Raw genomic sequence first — 20,552 nt, 5'->3', positions numbered from 1 at the left:
GGCCTCCCGAGCACCGATTGAACGTGATCAGTCCATCCAACCGGCAGGAGCGACCTACCCGCCAACCCGGCGATCATTTCCGGTCACAGCACTAGACGTGCCGCAGGACGAAAGGCTGCGACCCGGCTCCACGATCTGCTGAGGACACCGGCCTATGACGTGTCGCTACCGTCGTCATCGCCGGACTCCTCATGGCTATTCGCCTTCCCGGCATCCACGCCTTCAGAGGAAACGAGATGGACCTCCCCTCCCGCTTCAACCGCCTGAACTGCTCGGAGCAGGGTAGTTAGGTACGCATGAGGCTCCGGAGGGCCGTGTTCCTCTGCGAAACGCCTCATGGTGGATCGAGCGTCAGTCGCGTGCAGCGCCCGCAGTTCGTTCATAGCCCGCCAGATCGCCCGATTATCAAGTGACCGGTTTCTCTCTGCGGCCCTGCTCAGGATATGCAGCAGATTCTCTTCCTCCGCGCTGCGAACGATTCCTTCCTTGGGCTGATGTTGCACGGACTCGGCTTGCTCGAGCGTGGCGTCGCTGACCTGTGCCTTGAGATAGGCCTTCGCGTGCGTCAGGAAGGCCTTGAGATTGACGAGGTGGAATCGCTGGCCCGTTCTCACCAGCATCTCGTCTACCAGCTCAGGTCGAGGCCCCCGCGCAAAGCCCCCCTCCTTGCGGACCCAGTCCTCCTTACCGTCATTACTAACCAGTAGGACTGGGAGTTGGCGCTGCTCGGCCTCGATGAGGGTGTGTTCCCAGAGCAGGAAGTCACCGATCGCCTTGGCCGGCTCCTTGTCGTGATCCGCGTAACCCGGCGGGACCTTGGCTTCGCATCGCCGATGACCCATCTGCGCCACCTCTTCGGGCTCGACGAACGGCGGCCCTACCTTGCCGTCGGTGATCTCCTCGATCTCGGCAAAAACTCGGTCGTGCTCGATGCCCTTGTCGAGGCGGACGCCGAAGTCATAAACGCTGGCGTGTCGTTGGAGGATGCCCTCAACAGCCTCGTTGATCTCTTTCTTGATCTCTTTGACGTCGTCCTCTTGCCGACGCGCCGATGCGTATGTCTCGCCTGCAGGCAGAGGTGGATCTTGTCTCCGGATCATCGGACGTCCGCCAAGCCAGCATCGATCTCGTGGTCAAGACCCTGGCATTTGCGCAACTGCTGCCGCGCGAAGACCCCAAGAAGTTGAACGAGGCCTTTTGGGCCGCACTCCAGGAGCGAAACGCTGCGCAATGCCGCTTCCTGGATGCCGCCAATGCCGAGCTGACCAACACCCCGGCGTTGCCACCCAACTAGAAGACCGGCGGGCTCACTGTGAGCTGACCTTCTTGGCGGCGCGCGCCTGGCGCATCGCCTCCCCGGCTCATGCCGGTGACTCTGACAAGGTCGGCCTGCGTGCGGCCTCCCAGGCTCGTACGGCTCGGCGACCTCCACAAACGACAAGCACCAGCACCACGACCTGGAGGCCGAGCAGGGCCAGCAGGACGATGTTCGTCACAGCCATGTGATCTCCTCCAGCGCGTGCCGGGACACGCCACCGAGGCGCGCACCCAGCGCGAGCCGTACCGGCCGCACCGCGGCGGCGATCCGCCAGCGCAAGCGGCGGCGCCACGGCGTCCGGGGCGCCGGCGGGCGGGTGTCGGGGACGAGCCCGTACTCCATCGTCAGCTCGTCGTTGATCGGCCGGTAGCTGGTCGACGTACTCCGGCTCGTCGCTCACTTCAGCTGTGCGAGTGGCAGGAGCGGATGTGGCAGCGGGCGATCGAGCAGCGGTTCCGGATCTACCCGTACTCGGCGATCCCGTTGCTGGAAGCGGACTTGGCGAAGTGGCGGGAGGGAACGGCTGGGGGAGTTGTGACGTCGATTTCGGCTCGTTCCGCCCAGGTGAGCCTGCGTCGTGTTCTCCCAGGATTCTCCCCGGGCAAGAAAAGAGCCGCCCCGCGATCGGGAACGGCTCCGTCTTTGCTGGTGAGACTAGGTGGGGCTACCAGGACTTGAACCTGGGACCTCTTCCTTATCAGGGAAGCGCTCTAACCGTCTGAGCTATAGCCCCGCGCACACCGAACGTTATCGCATCCGCCGAACGGGTGCGAACCGGTTGTTCGGACGAGGAAAAGCTTACCGTGCCCGGCCCACTGCTTGCGCCGCCCCCATCGACGAATCACGGGGGCGGCGAAGACAAGCGGTGGCTACTCGGCCTCGCTGAAGGTCACCTCGACGCCGCCCACCAGATCGGAGGCGATGTTGTAGATGACCGCGCCCAACGTGGCCAGCGCCGTGATCAGCACGACGTTCACCGCGCCGATCAGCGCCGTGTAGCCCAGGATGCGCACCGGCTCGAACCAGGAGGCGATGTTGATCGGGATGGAGTTCTGGCCCTGCTCGCCCTTGCCGAGCTGGTTGACCAGGTCGACCAGCGAGTCGAACACGCCCAGGGCCGACAGCACGCCGTACAGCACGGCGACCGCCACGAACAGCACCACGAAGCAGACCAGGGACACCACGAAGCTGAACTTCATGGCCGACCAGGGCTCGATCCGGCGCAGGACCAGGTGGGCCTTGCGCGGCAGCCTGGCCCCGGCGGCGCCCCCCGCGGACTTCTTCTTGGTAGGTAGCTCGATCTTGGGCGGCGGAGGGGGAGCCTCGGTGGCGAGGGACGGCCGGATGCGGACCGTGTCATTACCCTCCGCGGGAGCCGGGGCCTCCGGTGCCCTCTGCTCTTCCTTGACCGAGTCAGCGGTCTCCGCCGGCGTGTTCTTCTGAGGCTGCTGCTGCTGGCCGTTCTCGCGAACGACCGGCTTGGTCTTGGCGGGACCACCCTGGGCGGCGCTCATCCGTTACTCTCCTCCCCCGTCTTCCTCTGCCTCGACCGAAGCCTCCAACGACTCGGCGTTTCGGGCGAGAGCCACCACGCTGTCGCCTTCGGCGAGATTCATCAAGCGCACTCCCATGGTCTGGCGGCCGGACTGCTTGATCTGCCCGGCACTCGTCCGGATCACCCCGCCCGCTGACGTGATCGCGAAGACCTCGTCCTCCGGGTTGACCATGACGGCTCCAACCAGCTTGCCACGTGCGCTGACAATTTTCGCCGTCAGCACGCCCTTACCGCCACGGCCCTGAACTGGATACTGGTCCACGGGCGTCCGCTTCGCGTACCCAGCCTTAGTGGCAATAAGCACATCTTGACCGTCTGCGATGCGATTCATGGCGAGAAGTTCGTCGCCTTCGAGGAACCTCATCCCGATGACACCGCTGGTCGCGCGGCCCATCGGGCGCAGCGCGTCGTCCGAGGCGGTGAACCTGATCGACTGCGCCCCCTTCGACACGAGCAGCAGATCATCCTCCTCCGACACCAGCCGGGCGGCGATGACCTCGTCGTCGTCGCGCAGGTTGATCGCGATGAGGCCGCCGGTCCTGGGGGAGTCGTACTCCTCCAGGCGGGTCTTCTTCACCAGGCCGCTGCGTGTTGCCAGCACCAGGTACTGCGCGACGTCGTAGTCACGCAAATCCAGAACTTCCATGACTGTTTCGTCGGGCTGCATGGCAAGAAGGTTCGCAAGATGCATGCCCCGCGCGTCCCGTGCCACGTCAGGCAGCTCGTACGCCTTGACCCGGTACACGCGCCCCTTGTTCGTGAAGAACAGCAGCCAGTGGTGCGTCGTGGTGACGAAGAAGTGGTCGACGATGTCGTCCTGGCGCAGCTGCGCGCCGCGCACGCCCTTGCCGCCGCGCTTCTGCTGGCGGTACAGGTCGGTCTTGGTGCGCTTGGCGTAGCCGTCGCGCGTGATCGAGACGACCACGCCCTCCTCGGCGATGAGGTCCTCGATCGACATGTCGCCGTCATAGGCGATGATCTCGGTACGCCGCTCGTCGCCGAACTTGTTGACGATCTCCGTCAGCTCTTCGTTGACGATCTCCCGCTGCCGTGCCTCGCTGGCCAGGATCGCGTTGTACTCGGCGATCATGGTCATCAGCTGGTCGTACTCGTCCTGGATCGACCGGCGCTCCAGGGCGGCGAGCTTGCGCAGCTGCATGTCGAGGATGGCCTGCGCCTGCACCTCGTCGATGTCCAGCAGCGACATCAGGCCCTGCTGGGCGTGCGAGGCCGACTCGGACGCGCGGATGAGGGCGATGACCTCGTCCAGCCGGTCGAGCGCCTTCAGCAGCGCGCGCAGGATGTGCGCGCGCTCCTCGGCCTTGCGCAGCAGGTAGCGCGTCCGGCGGACGATGACCTCGATCTGGTGGGCCACGTAGTGCCGGACGAACTGGTCGAGCCGCAGCGTACGCGGCACGCCGTCGACCAGGGCCAGCATGTTGGCCCCGAAGGTGTCCTGCAGCTGGGTGTGCTTGTAGAGGTTGTTCAGCACGACCTTGGCGACCGCGTCGCGCTTGAGCACGATCACCAGACGTTGCCCGACCCGCGAAGAGCTCTCATCGCGTACGTCGGCGATCCCCGTCAGCTTGCCTTCCCGGACCAGCTCGGCGATCTTCAGCGCCAGGTTGTCCGGGTTGACCTGATAGGGCAGCTCGGTGACGACCAGCGCCTGGCGGCCCTTGCCGTCCTCCTCGACCTCGACCACCGCGCGCATGGTGATCGAACCGCGGCCGGTGCGGTAGGCGTCCTCGATGCCCCGGCGGCCCACGATGAGCGCGCGGGTCGGGAAGTCGGGCCCCTTGACCAGCCCGATCGCCGCTTCGAGCAGCTCCTCGTCGGGGGCGTCGGGGTTCTCCAGGTACCACTTGACCGCGGCCGCCACCTCGCGCAGGTTGTGCGGCGGGATGTTGGTGGCCATGCCGACGGCGATGCCGCCCGAGCCGTTGACCAGCAGCTGCGGGAACCGCGCCGGCAGGACGTCCGGCTCCTGCGACTTGCCGTCGTAGTTGGGGCGGAAGTCGACGGTGTCCTTGTCGATGTCGCGCAGCATCTCCATGGCGATGGGCGCGAGCTTGCACTCGGTGTAGCGCATCGCCGCCGCCGGGTCGTTGCCCGGCGAGCCGAAGTTGCCCTGGCCGTCGACCAGCGGGTAGCGCAGCGACCAGGGCTGCGCCAGCCGTACCAGCGCGTCGTAGATCGACGTGTCGCCGTGGGGATGGTAGGTGCCCATCACGTCACCGACGACGCGCGCGCACTTGAAGTAGCCGCGATCGGGACGGTAGCCGCCGTCGTACATCGCGTAGAGGACCCGGCGGTGCACCGGCTTGAGGCCGTCGCGGACGTCAGGCAGCGCACGGGACACGATGACGGACATCGCGTAGTCCATGTAGCTGCGCTGCATCTCGGACTGGATGTCCACCGGCTCGATGCGCTCAGCCGGGAAACTGGTGTTCACTTCCGTCACAGGTGGTGATCCTTATTCTGGCTAAACGTCGAGGAAGCGGACGTCGCGGGCGTTACGGATGATGAAGTCGCGCCTTGCTTCGACGTCCTCGCCCATCAGCACGCTGAACAGGTCGTCGGCCTGCGCGGCGTCGTCGAGCGTGACCAGGCGAAGCAGCCGGGTCTCCGGGTTCATCGTGGTCTCCCAGAGCTGGCCGGCGTTCATCTCGCCGAGACCCTTGAAGCGCTGGACGTTGTCGCGCGGCCGCGGGTCGGGCTTGCCCGCGTCGATGCCGGCCTGGATGACCGCGTCGCGCTCGGTGTCGGAGTAGGCGTACGAGGCGTCGTCACCGCTGCGGTTCCACTTGATCTTGTACAGCGGCGGGCAGGACAGGTAGACGTGCCCGGCCTCGATCAGCGGCCGCATGAAGCGGAACAGCAACGTCAGCAGCAGCGTGTTGATGTGCTGACCGTCGACGTCGGCGTCGGCCATCAGGATCACCTTGTGGTAGCGCAGCTTCGAGATGTCGAACTCGTCGTGCACACCCGTGCCGAGCGCGGTGATGAGCGCCTGGACCTCGTTGTTCTTGAGTACCTTGTCGATCCGGGCCTTCTCCACGTTGAGGATCTTGCCGCGGATCGGGAGGATCGCCTGGTAGCGCGAGTCGCGCCCGCCCTTGGCGGAACCGCCGGCCGAGTCGCCCTCGACGATGTAGAGCTCGCACTTCTCCGGGTCGTTCCACTGGCAGTCGGCCAGCTTGCCCGGCAGGCCGCTGCCGGACTCCAGCAGCGACTTGCGCCGGGTCAGGTCGCGGGCCTGGCGGGCGGCGACGCGGGCGCGCGCGGCCTGCAGCGACTTGTTGATGACGTCCTTGGCCTCGCCCGGGTTGCGCTCGAACCAGTCGCGCAGGTGGTCGTTGCAGGCCTTCTGCACGAACGACTTGGCTTCGGTGTTGCCCAGCTTGGTCTTGGTCTGGCCCTCGAACTGCGGGTCGGCCAGCTTCACCGAGATGATCGCGGTCAGGCCCTCGCGGACGTCCTCGCCGGACAGGTTCTCGTCCTTGCCCTCCTTGAGGAACTTCTGCTCGCGCGCGTAGCGGTTGACGATCGACGTCAGCGCCGCGCGGAAGCCCTCCTCGTGGGTGCCGCCCTCGGCGGTGTTGATGACGTTGGCGAAGGAGTAGACCGACTCCGAGTAGGAGTTGTTCCACTGCATCGCGATCTCGACCGAGATGCCGTCGCCCTCTTCCTCGAACGCGATGATCGAGGCGTGGGCCGGCTCCTTCTTGCCGTTGAGGTGCTTGACGAAGTCGGACAGGCCGCCCTCGTAGAGGTACTCGACCTGGTGCACCTCACCGTTGATGTGGTCCGGCCGCTCGTCGGTGAGCGTGATCGTCAGGCCCTTGTTGAGGAAGGCCATCTCCTGGAAGCGGCGCGAGAGCAGCTCGAAGTTCCACGTGGTGGTCTCGAAGATCGTGCCGTCAGCCCAGAAGGTGATCTCGGTGCCGGTGTCGTCGGTCGGCTCGCCCTGCTGGAGCGGCGCCAGCGGCTTGGAGTTCTCCAGGCGCAGGTGGTGGTAGTAGCCGTTCTGCTTGACCACCACGTCCATGGCTGTGGACAACGCGTTGACCACGGCGGAACCCACGCCGTGCAGACCGCCGGAGACGGCGTACGAGCTGCCGTCGAACTTGCCGCCGGCGTGCAGCGTGGTCAGGACGACCTCGACCGCGGAACGCTTCTCGACGGGGTGGATGCCCGTCGGGATGCCACGGCCGTCGTCCACGACGCGCACGCCGTTGTCGGCGAGCAGGGTGACGTCGATGTGTTTGGCATAACCCGCGAGGGCCTCGTCCACAGCGTTGTCCACGATCTCCTGGACAAGGTGGTGCAGGCCGCGCTCGCCGGTGGAGCCGATATACATACCCGGGCGCTTGCGGACCGCCTCAAGCCCTTCGAGTACGGTGATTGAGCTAGCGTCGTAGGACAAGTGCGAAATCCTCCTGCCGCGGACACGCGGCTGGGTAAGCAGTCAACTGCGAGCTGCCCCTGCCGTGCCCGTCACCGTCGTGAGTGCCCCGATGCGCGGTCACCCGGGGGAGTCGGCTTGCTGCCGGGGTGACACGCAAGCGGACGTGTCCGGAATCCGCTTTCATTCTACCGGCTCGGAGCGCCGAAGGTGGCATTGAACGCGCCTGTGATGCTCTCTAGCTCGTTTTCCCCCCGCTTAAGCATCCCCCCTTTGCGTGGGGGGCTCATCGCGTCTGTGGCTCTCTGATCGCCCGGAGCGGGCTAGCCATAGGTGTCTCCGGGGCCCCGGCTGCCGGTCACGCGCAGGCCGCCGCTGGGGCGTGGCGCGTTCTGCGGACCCCTGACCTTCACTTTTGTGACCGTGTTGTCACCGAGCTCCTCGTTCAGCCTGCGTACGAGGGTGCGCGCGAGCATCCTGACCTGCGTCGCCCACGCTGTGGAGTCGGCCACGACGAGCACCTCGCCGTCCTCGAAGGACTCCGGTTTGGTGTGCGCGGCGAGATCGGTGCCGACGATGTCCGCCCAGCGACCGAAAACCCCGCCGACCGCCGCGGAGCGCTCCCAGCCGCGGTCGGACAGCAGATCCATGATGGCCCGGCCGAAAAGCTGGGGATCGCCTGCTCCACGCGACGGCCCCGCGGCCCTGCGGCGCGGCTCGCGCCGGGGGAGCTGGCCGCGCTTGGCCGCGTCCGCCTTGGCCTGGGCCAGCTTCTCCCTGGCCATCGCGGCGCCACGCGCCGCCGGGTTCTCCTCATCGGACACGGCTCACACTCCCCTCGGCGACGTCATAGCGGGCTCCGACCAGCTCGCCGGGCACGTCGTCGTCCACAGCCGCCGTGATCAGGACCTGCTCCGCCGGCGCCACGATCTCGGCCAGCCGGCGCCTGCGCTGGGTGTCGAGCTCGGCGAAGACGTCGTCCAGGATCAGCACCGGATCGCCGCCGTCGGCCTTCAACAGGTCGTAGGCGGCCAGACGCAGCGCCAGCGCGAACGACCACGACTCGCCGTGGCTGGCGTAGCCGCGCGCGGGCAGCTCGCCGAGGCCGAGAACGAGATCATCCCGGTGCGGGCCGACGAGCGTGACCCCCCGCTCCAGCTCCGCGGAGCGCACCTCTTGTAGCCGCTCGCGCAGCCGCTCTTCAAGGGTTTTCCCCAAGTCTGTGGATAACGTCTGTGTATCAGAAGATCCACGTCCGCCGGGCTCTTCGCCCTCAGGATCATCCCCACCTGTGGACAACGTGCTGCGGTACGACAGCGTCGCCGCACCGCTCGCCGGGGCCAGCGCGGCATAGGCTCCGGCCACCAGCGGCCGCAGCGCCTCCACGAGATCGAGCCGCGCCTGAAGCAACTCGGCGCCGTGCCGCGCGAGATGCGCGTCCCAGACCTCCAGAGTGCTCAGGACGTCCCCGGCGCCCGCCGACGCGAACGCGGTGTCGCTTTCCGCCCGCCGGGCGCTCCTGGAGCCTCTGCGGGCCTGCGCGGCCGTGCGCAGCAGCGCGCCGCGTTGCTTGAGCACCCGGTCGTAGTCGGCCCGCACGGCCGCGAACCGCGGCGCCCTGGACACCAGCAGGTCGTCGAGGAAGCGCCGCCGCTCCGACGGATCGCCCTTGACCAGCGCCAGGTCCTCCGGCGCGAACAGCACCGTGCGCAGCAGCCCGATCACGTCCCTGGGCCGGGAGACGGGGGAGCGGTTCAGCCTGGCCCGGTTGGCCTTGCCCGGGTTGATCTCCAGCTCGACCAGTGCCCGCCGGTCATCCCTGTGTACGGCGCAGCGGACGATGGCCCGCGCGGCGCCCTGCCGTACCAGGGGAGCGTCGTTGGCGACGCGGTGGCTGGAGTGCGTCGCCACATAGCCCAGGGCCTCGACCAGGTTGGTCTTGCCCTGGCCGTTCGGCCCCACGAGGGCGGTGATGCCCGGCTCCAGGCCGAGCTCCACCGACGCGTAGGACCGGAAGTCGGTCAGCGAGAGATGGGCGACATGCACCCAAGGAAGGTTAGTGGGCCACACCGGTCCCTGGGGTCACCGCCGTGCCGCCTGTGGAAAACCTAACCGGCTTCCTTGGGCGGCTTGACATCGGCGCCGGGGGAGTCCGCTCCCTTTTCGTCCGAGCCCGCTGTCCCGGTGACCGCGTGGCCGCCGAACTGGTTGCGGAGGGCCGCCACGACCTTCATCGCCGGAGAGTCGTCCTGGCGGGAGGCGAAGCGGGCGTACAGCGCGGCGGTGATCACCGGCAGCGGCACGGCGTGGTCGACAGCCGCCTGCACCGTCCACCGGCCCTCGCCGGAGTCCTGTGCATAACCCTTGAGCTCGTCCAGGTGCTCGTCGTCGTCGAGCGCGCGGACCATCAGGTCGAGCAGCCACGAGCGGATGACGGTGCCGGTGCGCCAGCTGCTGAAGCTGCCGCGCACGTCCTTGACGACGTCGGAAGCCTCCAGCAGCTCCCAGCCCTCGGCGAAGGCCTGCATCATGCCGTACTCGATGCCGTTGTGGACCATCTTGGCGAAATGACCCGCGCCCACCTCGCCGGCGTGGACGAAGCCGTCCTCGCCCTCCGGCTTGAGCGTCTCGAAGATCGGCATGACCTTGTCCACATGGGACTTCTCACCGCCGCACATGAGGGCGTAACCGTTCTGCAGCCCCCAGACGCCGCCGCTCACGCCGCAGTCGACGAAGCCGACGCCGCGCTTGGCCAGCTCCTCGGCGTGCTTCTGGTCATCCACATAGTGTGAATTCCCGCCGTCGACGACGATGTCGCCCTCGGCCAGCAGTTCGCCCAGCTCGTCGACGGTCTGCTGGGTGGGCGCGCCCGCGGGCACCATGACCCACACCACGCGCGGCGCCTGCAGCCGCTCGACGAGCTCCTTGAGGCTCCCCGCGTCGCTGACGGACGGGTCGCGGTCGTAGCCGACCACGTCGTGGCCACCGCGGCGGAGCCGCTCGGCCATGTTGCCGCCCATCTTGCCGAGTCCGACCATGCCGATCTGCATTGGTTGAATCCCCCTTGTCAGGCTTCCATCATTTCAGCTCGACAAGCGGATGGGCATGATCAGGTATCGGTAGTCGGGCGCCGCATCGCCATCCACAGGCTTGCCGCCGGTGAGGATAGCGGGCTTGGTGGACGTGGTCATCTGGAGCCTGGCCACGTCGGAGTCGATGGCGCCGAGTCCTTCGAGCAGGAACTGGTGGTTGAAGGCGATGTTCATCTCCTCGCCCTCGTAGTCCACGGGAAGGACCTCCACGGCCTGCGCCTCGTCGCCGCTGCCCGCCTCCAGCACGACCTCGCCCTCCCTGAACGCCATGCGCACCGGGGTGTTGCGCTCGGCCACCAGGGCCACGCGCTTGACCGCCTCGACGAACGGGCCTGTGGACAACTCGGCCTTGGCCGCGAACTCCGTCGGCAGCAGGGAGCGGTACTTGGGGAACTCGGGGTCGAGCAGCCGCGTCGTGGTCCTGCGCCCGGCGCTGGAGAACCCGATCATGCCCTCGCCGGTGCCGCCGGCCGAGCTTAGCGCGATCTCCACCTCGGCGCCGGTGGAACCGAGAGCCTTGGCCGTGTCGGCGAGCGTCTTGCCGGGGATCATCGCGATCGCCGCGAAGTCCGGCTGCCCCGGCTGCCACCTCAGCTCGCGTACGGCGAGGCGGTAGCGGTCGGTGGCCGCGAGGGTCACGGTGTCGCCCTCGATCTCCATGCGCACGCCCGTGAGCATGGGCAGCGTGTCGTCGCGCCCGGCTGCGACGGCGACCTGGCCGACGGCCGAGGCGAACACGTCGCTGCCCACCCGGCCCGCGGCCGGCGGCATCGTCGGCAGGGACGGGTAGTCCTCCACCGGCATGGTCAACAGGGTGAAGCGCGCGCTGCCGCACGTGACCACGGCCTTCGCGCCATCCACCACGAAGTCCACAGGCTGTGCGGGAAGGGCGCGGGTGATCTCGGCGAGCAGCTTGCCGCTCACCAGGACGACGCCCGCTTCACCGGTCTGTAGTTCGAGCGTCACCTCCGCGGAGACCTCGTAGTCGAAGCCGGACAGCTTGAGCTTCTGCTCCCCGGTGACCTCCAGGCGCATGCCGGCCAGGACGGGCACCGACGGTCGCGCCGGGAGGCTGCGTGCCGTCCATGCCACCGCCTCAGCGAGGACGTCTCGCTCGATTCGGAACATCACGGTGATCAACCTCCTGGTTTCGTCGCTGATTCAAGTGTTCACTCTCCCGCACCTCTGGACGGGCGGAACCCCTCTATGGGTCTTGAGTTTCTTTGTAAGAGAGATAAGAGGTCATCGCACTAGGGGCGGTGGATACTGTGGACAACCCGAGTTTCCGCAGCTCAGCGGCCCGATTTTCATCCACTGCCCGTGTGGGTGACGCCTGGGGGTAACTCGCGAGCCTGGGGATGAACGGTCGTTCCCCACAGGCCGTCCCCAGATCACAGGGTGTTCATCCACGGGTTATCCACTGGGTTTCCACCGGTTATCCACGGGGTAAACGGAGCTCCAGGTGACCCCTGAAACCACTGTGCACAGGCTGTCCCCAAGTCGTCCACCGGTAGTCCCCAAGTTGTCCGCAGGATGTCCCCAGATTTATCCCCAGGCATCTGTCGGACTTTTCACGTTCATTCCGGCGGCGAACCCCGGCTCTCCGGGAGTTTCCGCTGATCCACAGTGTTATCCACAGGGTGTGCATGACGACTAGGACCCGTGCGACGTCTGCTTTATACGCATTGTCAGCTCGTTGACCTGGTTGTACATCGACCTGCGCTCCGCGATGAGCGAGCGAATCTTGCGCTCGGCGTGCATGACCGTGGTGTGGTCGCGGCCGCCGAACTGCTGCCCGATCTTCGGCAGGCTCAGGTCCGTCAGCTCGCGGGCGAGGTACATCGCGATCTGCCTGGCGTTGACGAGCGCGCGGCTGCGCGAGCTTCCGCAGAGGTCGTCGATGCTGATGCCGAAGTACTCGGCGGTCTTGGCCATGATGTTGGCGATCGTGATCTCGGGGCCGGACTCCGAGGTGATGAGGTCCTTCAGCACCACCTCGGCCAGTTGGAGATCCACACCCTGCCGGTTGAGGCTGGCGAACGCCGTGACCCGGATCAGCGCGCCCTCCAGCTCACGGATGTTGGTGGAGATCCGGCTGGCGATGTACTCGAGCACCTCGGGCGGCGCGGCCAGGCCCTCCTGGATGGCCTTCTTCCTGAGGATCGCGATGCGGGTCTCCAGCTCGGGCGGCTGGACGTCGGTGATCAGGCCCCACTCGAACCGGTTGCGCAGCCGGTCCTCCAGGGTGATCAGCTGCTTGGGCGCCCGGTCGCTGGAGATGACGATCTGCTTGTTGGCGTTGTGGAGCGTGTTGAAGGTGTGGAAGAACTCCTCCTGCGTCTGCTCCTTGCCCTCCAAGAACTGGATGTCGTCCACGAGCAGGATGTCGATCGCGCGGTAGCGGCTGCGGAACCCGTCGGCCTTGTGGTCGCGGATGCTGTTGATGAAGTCGTTGGTGAACTCCTCGGAGCTCACGTATCTGACCCGCGCGCCGTCGTACAGGGATTGCGCGTAATGCCCGATGGCGTGGAGAAGGTGGGTTTTCCCCAGGCCCGAGTCGCCGTAGATGAACAGCGGGTTGTACGCCTTGGCCGGAGACTCGGCCACCGCCACGGCGGCCGCGTGGGCGAACCGGTTGCTGGCGCCGATAACAAATGTCTCAAAGGTGTACTTCTGATTGAGTCTGGCCGGTTCGCTGGGTTTGCTGCTTTTCGCTTCCCAACGGGGCTGGGCCGGCTCCGGCGCCTTCTCCTGTTCATAACCGAACTGGCGCTGTGGATAATCGGTGGATACCGGCTGTGCCTCAGGCTGTGGGGAATAGAACTGGGGCGGCTCCGAGACCTGGTAACTCGGGGTTTGCGGAGGCTGTGGAAAGTGATCCACACTCTGGGGATAACTCTGAGTCACAGGCTGGGGATGAGCCTCGGGCACCGGCCGTGCCGGCGCCGTGGTGTCGATCATCACCGCCAGCCGCATCGCCCGGCCGAGCTCCTGCGACAGCGCGTGGGCCACCAGCGGCCGCAACTTGCCCTCGATGAGGTCCTTAAGGAAGTCATTGGGCACACCGAGCACGATCGTGTCGTCCGCCAGGGCGATCGGCCGGACCATGGACAGCCAGGTTCGCTGCTGGACCGGCACGCTCTCGTTGAGGAAATTGTCCAGTGCCTTCGCCCATACGCCGCCGAGGTCCATAGTCCGGCTGCTCCTCCCTGTCGCGGCCCCCCGCGATCGTTTATCCACACACGATGGCCGCTCGCTCGGTGATCAGCCTCACCGTCCACAACAGGGTGGCCGTGTGTTGTCCGCACAGTCTCCACAAGTGATCCACAAGCTGTGCACAGGCTCACGGCGGGCCTAGAAGGGCCGACAGTATCGATGTGCACAGCTGTGTTCAAGACGTTGTCCACAGCCTAGTGGTACCTCGGTGCACATACTGTGGACGTGGCCGAGGCGGTGGAAAACCCACTTGTGGATACGTGGATAACCGGTGCTGGTTTGACCTGGGCCATACATGACCCGTAACGTACGACGGTCGGCTTGCCACACGACGGCGCTTCTGCATGCCCGTGGCGGGCCCGTCCATGAGTGTTAGGCGCCCAGCTCGGGCGCATCATCAAGCCTGGAGCCCACCCGTGAGCAAGCGTACTTTCCAGCCGAACAACCGCCGCCGCGCGAAGACCCACGGCTTCCGGCTGCGCATGCGTACGCGCGCCGGCCGCGCCATCCTTGCCGCCCGGCGTCGCAAGGGCCGCGAGAAGCTGTCGGCCTGACGGCTCGCTGCGCCCGATTCGTCCGCCCGCCGGTGACCTTCGCCGGCGGGCGATAGGCGTCTTCAGTGCTATCCCCAAGCTCCCGGATGCGGCGGGGCGAGGATTTCGCCGCTGCGGTCAAGCGCGGCCAGCGTGCCGGTCGCCCCACTTTGGTGGCTCATCTGAGGGTTTCTGGTGAAGAAGAACCTCTGGTGGGTTTCGTGGTCAGTCGTGCGGTCGGCGGGGCTGTCGTGCGCAACAGGGTCAAGCGCCGCCTTCGACACCTGATGCGCGAGCGTCTCGACCGCCTTCCGCGAGGTAGCCTGCTGGTGATACGCGCCAACCCACCGGCGGCGTCAGCGCCAAGCGAGGTTCTCGCCGGAGAACTCGACACCGCGCTGAATCGTCTGCTGAAGAGGCGCGAGTCCGCGACGGATGGACACAGATGACGGAGCAGCCGCAGGGCGAGCCGAGCCTCCCGGCCCGGGTTCTCATCGCCCCGATCCGGTTCTATCGGGCCTTCATCAGCCCGATGCTGGGTCCGCGCTGCCGTTTCTACCCCTCATGCAGTGCCTATGGACTCGAGGCGATAGCCGTACATGGTGCTCTTCGGGGCATCTGGCTGACCGTCCGGCGCATCGGGCGTTGTCATCCGTTCAACCCCGGAGGACTGGATCCGGTCCCTCCACGCCCGGTCCGGTCACACGAAACGCAAGGGAGCTAGCTCGGTGGATTTCGCCTGGCTGAACTGGCTGTACACAGCCATCGCGCAAGTCATCACCTGGATTCACCAGGCTTACAGCACCTTCATCAACCCCGCAAGCGGCTTGAACTGGGCGCTGACCATCATCACGCTCACCGTCATCATGCGGATCCTGATCTTCCCGCTCTTCCTCAAGCAGATGCGCTCGTCGAAGAAGATGCAGGAGCTCGCGCCGAAGGTGCAGGAGCTGCGCAAGCGCTACAAGAACGACAAGCAGCGCATGAACCAGGAAGTCATGGCGCTGTACCAGGGAGCGGGCGCCAACCCCCTCGGCGGCTGTCTGCCGATCGTGGCCCAGTTCCCGATCTTCATCTCGATGTTCACGGTGCTTCAGGCGATCGCCAACGGCACGGCGACCAAGTACGGCATGACCCAGGCCGTCGTCGACAGCGCCAAGCAGGCGCACATCTTCAGCGCCGGCATCTCGGAGACCTTCTTCTCCGCCCAGGCTGTCACGAGCAAGGTCATCATCGGCGTCTTCGTCGCGGTCAGCTCGCTGACCACCTTCCTCACCGTCCGGCAGAGCGTCACCCGCTCCATGCAGCAGATGCCGGACAACCCCATGGCGCAGCAGCAGAAGATCCTGATGTACATCTCGCCGCTGTTCGCCTTCTTCAGCCTGAACTTCCCCCTCGGTCTGATCCTCTACTGGGTCACCACCAACCTGTGGACGCTCGGTCAGCAGCACTGGTTCTACAGCCGGCACCCGATGCCGCAGTTCGATGCCAAGGGCAACGTGATCCCCGAGAAGGCCAAGCCCGGACTGCTCGCCAGGTTCCGGAAGACCCCTCCCGTGGAGGAGGCTCCCGAACCGGAGCCCGAGCAGCCTAAGATCGTGCGGAACCAGCCCAGCCGGCAGTCTCGCAGCAAGCGCACCGGCAGCAAGAAGTCTTGATCATAAAGGAGACGCTCGCCATGACCGAGGCTGAGCAGGAGAAGGCGGCACCCGACATCAACGCCCTGGAGCAGGAGGGCGAGATCGCCGCCGACTATGTCGAGGGGCTGCTGGACATCGCCGACATCGACGGCGACATCGACATGGACGTCGAGGGCGACCGCGCGCTCGTCTCCGTCGTCGGGGTCAAGGGCGATGACTTGGTCGGGCCCGGGGGAGAGGTCCTGGAGGCCCTGCAGGAGCTGACCCGGCTGGCGGTGCATCGGCAGACGGGGGAGCGGTCGCGGCTGATGCTGGACGTCGCCGGGTACCGCGAGAAGCGCCGGGCGGAGCTCAGCAAGCTTGGCAACGAGATCGCGGCCCAGGTCAAGCGGAATGGCGAGCCTAAGTCGCTGCAGCCTATGACGCCGTTCGAGCGGAAGATCGTGCATGACGCGGTGGCGGCGGCCGGGCTGCGCAGCGAGTCCGAAGGGGAGGAGCCGCTGCGTTTCGTAGTGGTTCTACCCGTTTAACCGGTTTCCACCCTTAAAGGCCGTCTGTCCCGCCGTGGACACGACGGCCTTTCCCTTGCCCCACGTCCTTCTTGCGGATACGGCACCGCCTTCTCTGGGGTACGGCACCGCCTTCTCTCAGGCACAACACCGCCATCTCTGGGGTACGGCGCCGCCACGCCATACCCCCCCCCGAGCGGTGACCCCCGCCACCCGTCACCCGCGACTTGGCACCCGGACCTCCACCCGCGACCTGACCCCAGCACCAGTTCCTCGGCCTGCCACCGCTCCTCGGCCCAGCACCCGGCGCCCGCCTCACTTGGTCACCCGCCTCACTTGGTCACCCGCCTCACTTGGTCACCCGCCTCACTTGGTCACCCGCCTCACTTGGTCACCCGCCTCACTTGGTCACCCGCCTCACTCGGTCACCCGCCCCACTCGGCCACCCGCCCCACTCGTCATCTGGCGCTCGGCACCGGCCGCCCTCACCACTCGTCACCCGCCGAGTCGGCACCCGCGCTCGGCGCGGTGCCCGCCACCTCGGCTAGCTGCATGCGGCCCGGTCCCGCAACCACGATCCCCAGCGCCCCACACCCTCGTGATCCCGTGGCTCCCGACGGGAGCCCGGGGGCGGGGAGGTGAGAACGCCGGGTGGTGCTGGGCTGTCCGCGACGTCGCACCCCTCTGTGACCCCTAGCCTTGTATCCATCGACATCGGCGTTATTGGAAGGGCCACCAACCAGTGAGCGAAGAGCTACCGGCTCCGCCCGACATCGCACGGGAAGTCTTCACCGGAGAGGCATGGGATCGGGCGAGTGCTTTCGCCGAGATTCTGGCCGGGCCCGGTGTGGTGCGTGGGCTGCTCGGTCCGCGGGAGGTGCCGCGGATCTGGGATCGGCACCTGCTGAACTGCGCGGTGGTGGCGGAAGCCGTACCGGAGGATGTCAGGTTGGTGGACATCGGGTCGGGGGCGGGATTGCCCGGTTTGGTGCTGGCGATCGTGCGGCCGGACATCCGGGTGACGCTGCTGGAGCCGCTGCTGCGCCGTACCGTCTTCCTGGAGGAGAGCGTCGAGGCGCTCAAGCTGGACAACGTCGAGGTGTTGCGCGGGCGGGCGGAGGAGCTGGCCGGCAAGCGGGAGTTCGACGTGGCGAGCGCGCGGGCGGTGGCGCCGCTTGATCGGCTCTTGAAGTGGGCGATGCCGCTTCTTCGTGAAGGCGGCGAGCTCATTGCCATGAAGGGGGAGCGCGCGGCCGAGGAGCTTGCCGAAGCCAACGCGCAGTTGCAGGCGAGCGGGGCCCGAACGGCTGAGCTTGTGACCGTTGGGCACGGTAAGGTCGAGCCGCCTGCAACATTGGTTCGGGTGGTAGCAGGTCGTACGCCGGAACGTGGTAGGCGTCGACGAAGGAGGTGACCGTTGTGCCAGTGGCCGCATGTGGCCTTGGCTGGCCCGTCGTCCCTTCTTCGGACAGCCCAGCGGGGGTTGGTTGGCCCGAAATGGGCGTGTCGCGACAGCGAATTCCCGACACGACCGTGCCTCTGGTTGAAAGGATGGCCATCGTGACCCAGACCCCCCTTAACCCCGGTGATTCGCCGTTGGTACGAGAGGCGCTCAGCTCAGTGGTTTCACGTGAAACATCTGCTGTCCAATCGGCCCCCGCCGCGGGTGAGGCGCCCGGCGATGCCCGAGGCGCCTGGCCAAGACCGTCCAAAACCCGCGTGATCGCCGTGGCCAACCAGAAGGGCGGAGTCGGCAAAACGACCACATCGGTCAACATCGCCGCCGCCCTTTCGATGAACGGCCAGCGCGTCCTCGTCGTCGACCTCGACCCCCAGGGCAACGCCTCCACGGCCCTGGCCACCGAACACCGGGGCGACATCCCCGACGTGTACCAGGTCCTGGTGGACGACCTCCCGATGGCGGACATCGTCAAGGAAGTGCCGGAAATGCCCGGCCTATACTGCGCCCCCGCCACCATCGACCTCGCCGGCGCCGAGATCGAACTCGTCTCGCTCGTCGCCCGCGAGGCCCGCCTCCGCCGCGCGCTGGCCGCGTACGACGCCCTCGAGTTCGACTACATCATCATCGACTGCCCGCCGTCGCTCGGCCTCCTGACCGTCAACGCGCTCGTGGCGGCGGACGAGGTGATGATCCCGATCCAGTGCGAGTACTACGCCCTGGAGGGCCTCGGTCAGTTGCTCCGCAACGTCGACCTCATCAAGGCCCACCTCAACCCGACGCTCAACCTCTCCACCATCCTGCTGACGATGTACGACGGCCGCACCCGCCTGGCTTCACAGGTGGCGGACGAGGTCCGCGCCCACTTCGGCGAAACGGTCCTCAACACCGTCATCCCGCGCAGCGTCCGACTGTCCGAGGCGCCCAGCTATGGCCAGTCCGTCATGACGTACGACCCGGGCTCCAGCGGCGCGATGGCCTACATGGACGCCAGCCGCGAGATCGCCTACCGCGCCAGCAAGGTCTAAACCCCCAAGCCCCGCCTTCGCCCCACGCCCGCACCCCCCACCCGCGAGCCTCGCGAACCCGTCACCCCACGCCCCGCCACGCCGTCACCCCACCCCCGCGGCCCCGCCACGCCGTCACCCCACCAGCCACTGCACCTCCGCCCGCAGTCGCACCCGGCGCACCCCCACCACGCGTCCCATCCCCGCACCCCCAACCTGTGATCGCTCTCACCCCCCGGCACCTCCCACTCCGTGGTCGCTTCCACTCGCGCACTGCCCACCCTGCGGCCGCCCTGACGCTCGCCGCTCTTCGGGAGCCGGTGTCCACTCACCCACGGCGACCTCCCGCCACGCAGCTCGTCCTGTCATGCGCGCTTCGCCCATCGTGCATGCCCTATCCAGGGGTGCGCTTCACTCCGCTATGGGTGGCTTCGCTGTCTCAAGAGCGCCCACAGGAGACCACGAGGCGCAAGCAGAGGGCCGACACGCGCAAACGGGCAACCGTGGGTGCAGGGGAGCGAATGAGATGCGTGAAGGGGACTGTAGAGACGTATGGGGCTACAGGCGCACGGCGACCAGCCGTCTAGATACTGGACGCCCGGCACGAGTCAGGCGCGAGCGTCAGTGGAGGGGGAGCAAGAGGTGGGCAGGCGGGTGGGAAGGAGGAGCAGGGGCGGACAGGAGAGCGGTGGAGGGAAATCTGGGGGCTTCGGGAGTAAATGCGGTGAAGCGCGTGTGGCGACAGGACACCGTGCGGCGTTCGCACCGGTAACCTCTCGTGGTGTGACCGGAAACGGCCGGGACGGTGAGGAGACGCAGTGAGTCAGCAGCGGCGGGGATTGGGCAAGGGGCTCGGGGCGCTGATCCCGACCGGTCCCATCGTTGACGGCACCGGAGCTGTGGCGGCCGACAACGGGACGGCTCCGGAGTCCGGTCCGAGGCCGATCGCGGGCGCGTACTTCAAGGAGATCGCTCTTACCGTCATCGTCCGCAACCCGCGTCAGCCGCGTGAGGTCTTCGACGAGGAACGTCTGGAAGAGCTGGCCGCCTCCATCAAAGAGGTCGGACTGCTCCAGCCGATCGTGGTCCGTTCGGTCGGTGGTGGCCGCTACGAGCTGATCATGGGAGAACGGCGCTGGCGCGCATCCAAGCTGGCCGGTTTGGAGCTCGTCCCCGCCATCGTCCGGAACACCCAGGACAACGAGCTCCTCCGTGACGCCCTCATCGAGAACCTTCAGCGCGAGCAGCTCAACGCTCTCGAAGAGGCCGCCGCCTACCAACAGCTCCTGGACGACTTCCAGGCCACGCACGAACAACTGGCCCAGAAAGTCGGACGCTCCCGCTCCCACATCACCAACACCCTGCGCCTCCTGAACCTCCCGCCGGACGTTCAGCTGAAGGTCGCCGCCGGCACGGTCAGCGCGGGCCACGCACGCGCGCTTCTCGGCCTCGACAGCGCCGACGAGCAGATCCAGCTGGCCAAGCGAATCGTGGCGGAGCTCCTGTCGGTCCGCGCGGTCGAAGAGATCGTCGCCCTGGGCGGCTCCAAGGGATCCGGCAAGGCTCCCCGCGAACGCCAGCCCAACAAGCCGACCGCCCCCGGCCTGACGCATCTGGCCGACCGCCTCTCCGACCACTTCGAGACCAAGGTCAAGGTCGACCTGGGGCGTCGGAAGGGGCGCATCGTGGTCGAGTTCGCCACGATCGACGACCTGGAGCGCATCATCGGCACGATGGCACCAGAAGCCGCTCGCGCCATCCGCGACCACGAGTCCTAACAGCCCGCTCGCAACTCCCAGTCTCCACGAGCGCTCC

Annotated in this window: 20 protein-coding genes and 1 tRNA gene; 9 read left to right on the top strand and 12 right to left on the bottom strand. The window is 66.9% G+C overall.

Annotated features, from left to right (window positions below; genetic code table 11):
* Nucleotides 1–152: 152 nt before the first annotated feature.
* Entirely contained in the window at nt 153–1,100 is a 948-nt protein-coding gene (locus tag ACIBI5_RS48145) for a PIN-like domain-containing protein (RefSeq protein WP_397257561.1), read from the bottom strand.
* A 29-nt stretch (nt 1,101–1,129) separates the two neighbouring features.
* Here ACIBI5_RS48145 and ACIBI5_RS48140 point away from each other — a divergent pair, with 29 nt between their 5' ends.
* Entirely contained in the window at nt 1,130–1,294 is a 165-nt protein-coding gene (locus tag ACIBI5_RS48140; RefSeq protein WP_397257559.1) for a hypothetical protein, read from the top strand.
* Between the two features lie 67 nt (nt 1,295–1,361).
* Here ACIBI5_RS48140 and ACIBI5_RS48135 read toward each other — a convergent pair whose 3' ends face one another.
* The 11 genes from ACIBI5_RS48135 to dnaA all read right to left on the bottom strand — a co-directional run bounded on the left by ACIBI5_RS48135 (nt 1,362) and on the right by dnaA (nt 13,565).
* The gene (locus tag ACIBI5_RS48135; RefSeq protein WP_397257557.1) at nt 1,362–1,502 is read right to left on the bottom strand and encodes a hypothetical protein; all 141 of its coding nucleotides are present in this window, start codon (nt 1,500–1,502) and stop codon (nt 1,362–1,364) included.
* Nucleotides 1,493–1,660 (bottom strand): hypothetical protein, encoded by a 168-nt coding sequence (locus tag ACIBI5_RS48130; protein ID WP_397257555.1) that lies wholly within the window; start codon nt 1,658–1,660, stop codon nt 1,493–1,495. Before ACIBI5_RS48130 ends, ACIBI5_RS48135 begins: the two co-directional genes overlap by 10 nt.
* Nucleotides 1,661–1,977: 317 nt before the next feature.
* A tRNA-Ile gene (locus ACIBI5_RS48125) sits at nt 1,978–2,051 on the bottom strand.
* A gap of 136 nt (nt 2,052–2,187) precedes the next feature.
* The gene (locus tag ACIBI5_RS48120) at nt 2,188–2,832 is read right to left on the bottom strand and encodes a DUF3566 domain-containing protein (RefSeq protein ID WP_397257554.1); all 645 of its coding nucleotides are present in this window, start codon (nt 2,830–2,832) and stop codon (nt 2,188–2,190) included.
* Between the two features lie 3 nt (nt 2,833–2,835).
* Nucleotides 2,836–5,337 carry a DNA gyrase subunit A gene (gene gyrA, locus ACIBI5_RS48115; RefSeq protein WP_397257552.1) on the bottom strand — a complete coding sequence of 834 codons (2,502 nt, stop codon included), beginning with the start codon at nt 5,335–5,337 and terminating at the stop codon, nt 2,836–2,838.
* A 21-nt stretch (nt 5,338–5,358) separates the two neighbouring features.
* Nucleotides 5,359–7,302, bottom strand: coding sequence for a DNA topoisomerase (ATP-hydrolyzing) subunit B (gene gyrB / locus ACIBI5_RS48110; RefSeq protein ID WP_397257550.1), 1,944 nt, complete (start codon nt 7,300–7,302; stop codon nt 5,359–5,361).
* Nucleotides 7,303–7,604: 302 nt separating this feature from the next.
* Nucleotides 7,605–8,105 carry a DUF721 domain-containing protein gene (locus tag ACIBI5_RS48105; RefSeq protein WP_397257548.1) on the bottom strand — a complete coding sequence of 167 codons (501 nt, stop codon included), beginning with the start codon at nt 8,103–8,105 and terminating at the stop codon, nt 7,605–7,607.
* On the bottom strand, nt 8,095–9,327 hold the full coding sequence (gene recF, locus ACIBI5_RS48100) for a DNA replication/repair protein RecF (protein WP_397257546.1): 1,233 nt from the start codon (nt 9,325–9,327) through the stop codon (nt 8,095–8,097). The genes ACIBI5_RS48105 and recF overlap by 11 nt, the downstream gene beginning before the upstream one ends.
* Nucleotides 9,328–9,389: 62 nt before the next feature.
* Nucleotides 9,390–10,352, bottom strand: a complete 963-nt coding sequence (gene gnd / locus ACIBI5_RS48095) for a phosphogluconate dehydrogenase (NAD(+)-dependent, decarboxylating) (RefSeq protein ID WP_397257571.1) — start codon at nt 10,350–10,352, stop codon at nt 9,390–9,392.
* 12 nt (nt 10,353–10,364) lie between these two features.
* On the bottom strand, nt 10,365–11,504 hold the full coding sequence (gene dnaN, locus ACIBI5_RS48090; RefSeq protein WP_397106275.1) for a DNA polymerase III subunit beta: 1,140 nt from the start codon (nt 11,502–11,504) through the stop codon (nt 10,365–10,367).
* Between the two features lie 522 nt (nt 11,505–12,026).
* The gene (gene dnaA, locus ACIBI5_RS48085; RefSeq protein ID WP_184959117.1) at nt 12,027–13,565 is read right to left on the bottom strand and encodes a chromosomal replication initiator protein DnaA; all 1,539 of its coding nucleotides are present in this window, start codon (nt 13,563–13,565) and stop codon (nt 12,027–12,029) included.
* A 440-nt stretch (nt 13,566–14,005) separates the two neighbouring features.
* Here dnaA and rpmH point away from each other — a divergent pair, with 440 nt between their 5' ends.
* From rpmH to ACIBI5_RS48045, 8 genes are all read left to right on the top strand, one after another.
* Complete coding sequence (gene rpmH, locus ACIBI5_RS48080) at nt 14,006–14,143, top strand: 50S ribosomal protein L34 (protein ID WP_043614899.1); 138 nt, start codon at nt 14,006–14,008, stop codon at nt 14,141–14,143.
* Between the two features lie 65 nt (nt 14,144–14,208).
* On the top strand, nt 14,209–14,571 hold the full coding sequence (gene rnpA, locus ACIBI5_RS48075; RefSeq protein WP_184959118.1) for a ribonuclease P protein component: 363 nt from the start codon (nt 14,209–14,211) through the stop codon (nt 14,569–14,571).
* Nucleotides 14,568–14,846: a membrane protein insertion efficiency factor YidD gene (yidD, locus tag ACIBI5_RS48070; protein ID WP_184959119.1), complete on the top strand. Its 279-nt coding sequence runs from the start codon at nt 14,568–14,570 to the stop codon at nt 14,844–14,846. The genes rnpA and yidD overlap by 4 nt, the downstream gene beginning before the upstream one ends.
* Before the next feature lie 4 nt (nt 14,847–14,850).
* Nucleotides 14,851–15,780, top strand: coding sequence for a membrane protein insertase YidC (yidC, locus tag ACIBI5_RS48065; protein ID WP_184959120.1), 930 nt, complete (start codon nt 14,851–14,853; stop codon nt 15,778–15,780).
* Nucleotides 15,781–15,800: 20 nt separating this feature from the next.
* On the top strand, nt 15,801–16,292 hold the full coding sequence (locus ACIBI5_RS48060; protein ID WP_379613053.1) for a protein jag: 492 nt from the start codon (nt 15,801–15,803) through the stop codon (nt 16,290–16,292).
* A 721-nt stretch (nt 16,293–17,013) separates the two neighbouring features.
* Entirely contained in the window at nt 17,014–17,685 is a 672-nt protein-coding gene (gene rsmG / locus ACIBI5_RS48055) for a 16S rRNA (guanine(527)-N(7))-methyltransferase RsmG (protein WP_379613054.1), read from the top strand.
* A gap of 137 nt (nt 17,686–17,822) precedes the next feature.
* Nucleotides 17,823–18,758 carry a ParA family protein gene (locus ACIBI5_RS48050; RefSeq protein ID WP_379613251.1) on the top strand — a complete coding sequence of 312 codons (936 nt, stop codon included), beginning with the start codon at nt 17,823–17,825 and terminating at the stop codon, nt 18,756–18,758.
* A 797-nt stretch (nt 18,759–19,555) separates the two neighbouring features.
* Nucleotides 19,556–20,515, top strand: a complete 960-nt coding sequence (locus ACIBI5_RS48045; RefSeq protein WP_397257542.1) for a ParB/RepB/Spo0J family partition protein — start codon at nt 19,556–19,558, stop codon at nt 20,513–20,515.
* The last annotated feature ends 37 nt before the right edge of the window (nt 20,516–20,552 follow it).

Origin of the sequence: Nonomuraea sp. NPDC050540 (genome assembly GCF_044457485.1) — a bacterium.
GTDB lineage: Bacteria > Actinomycetota > Actinomycetes > Streptosporangiales > Streptosporangiaceae > Nonomuraea.
This window is presented reverse-complemented; position numbering and strand designations above follow the sequence as displayed.

Excerpts from the sequence above, each read along its gene's own strand:
- ACIBI5_RS48050 (WP_379613251.1), top strand. The coding sequence starts at position 17,823 with ATGGCCATCGTGACCCAGACCCCCCTTAACCCCGGTGATTCGCCGTTG.
- dnaA (WP_184959117.1), bottom strand. The coding sequence starts at position 13,565 with ATGGACCTCGGCGGCGTATGGGCGAAGGCACTGGACAATTTCCTCAAC.
- ACIBI5_RS48135 (WP_397257557.1), bottom strand. The coding sequence starts at position 1,502 with ATGGCTGTGACGAACATCGTCCTGCTGGCCCTGCTCGGCCTCCAGGTC.
- yidD (WP_184959119.1), top strand. The coding sequence starts at position 14,568 with ATGACGGAGCAGCCGCAGGGCGAGCCGAGCCTCCCGGCCCGGGTTCTC.
- ACIBI5_RS48145 (WP_397257561.1), bottom strand. The coding sequence starts at position 1,100 with ATGATCCGGAGACAAGATCCACCTCTGCCTGCAGGCGAGACATACGCA.
- ACIBI5_RS48120 (WP_397257554.1), bottom strand. The coding sequence starts at position 2,832 with ATGAGCGCCGCCCAGGGTGGTCCCGCCAAGACCAAGCCGGTCGTTCGC.
- ACIBI5_RS48060 (WP_379613053.1), top strand. The coding sequence starts at position 15,801 with ATGACCGAGGCTGAGCAGGAGAAGGCGGCACCCGACATCAACGCCCTG.
- ACIBI5_RS48130 (WP_397257555.1), bottom strand. The coding sequence starts at position 1,660 with ATGGAGTACGGGCTCGTCCCCGACACCCGCCCGCCGGCGCCCCGGACG.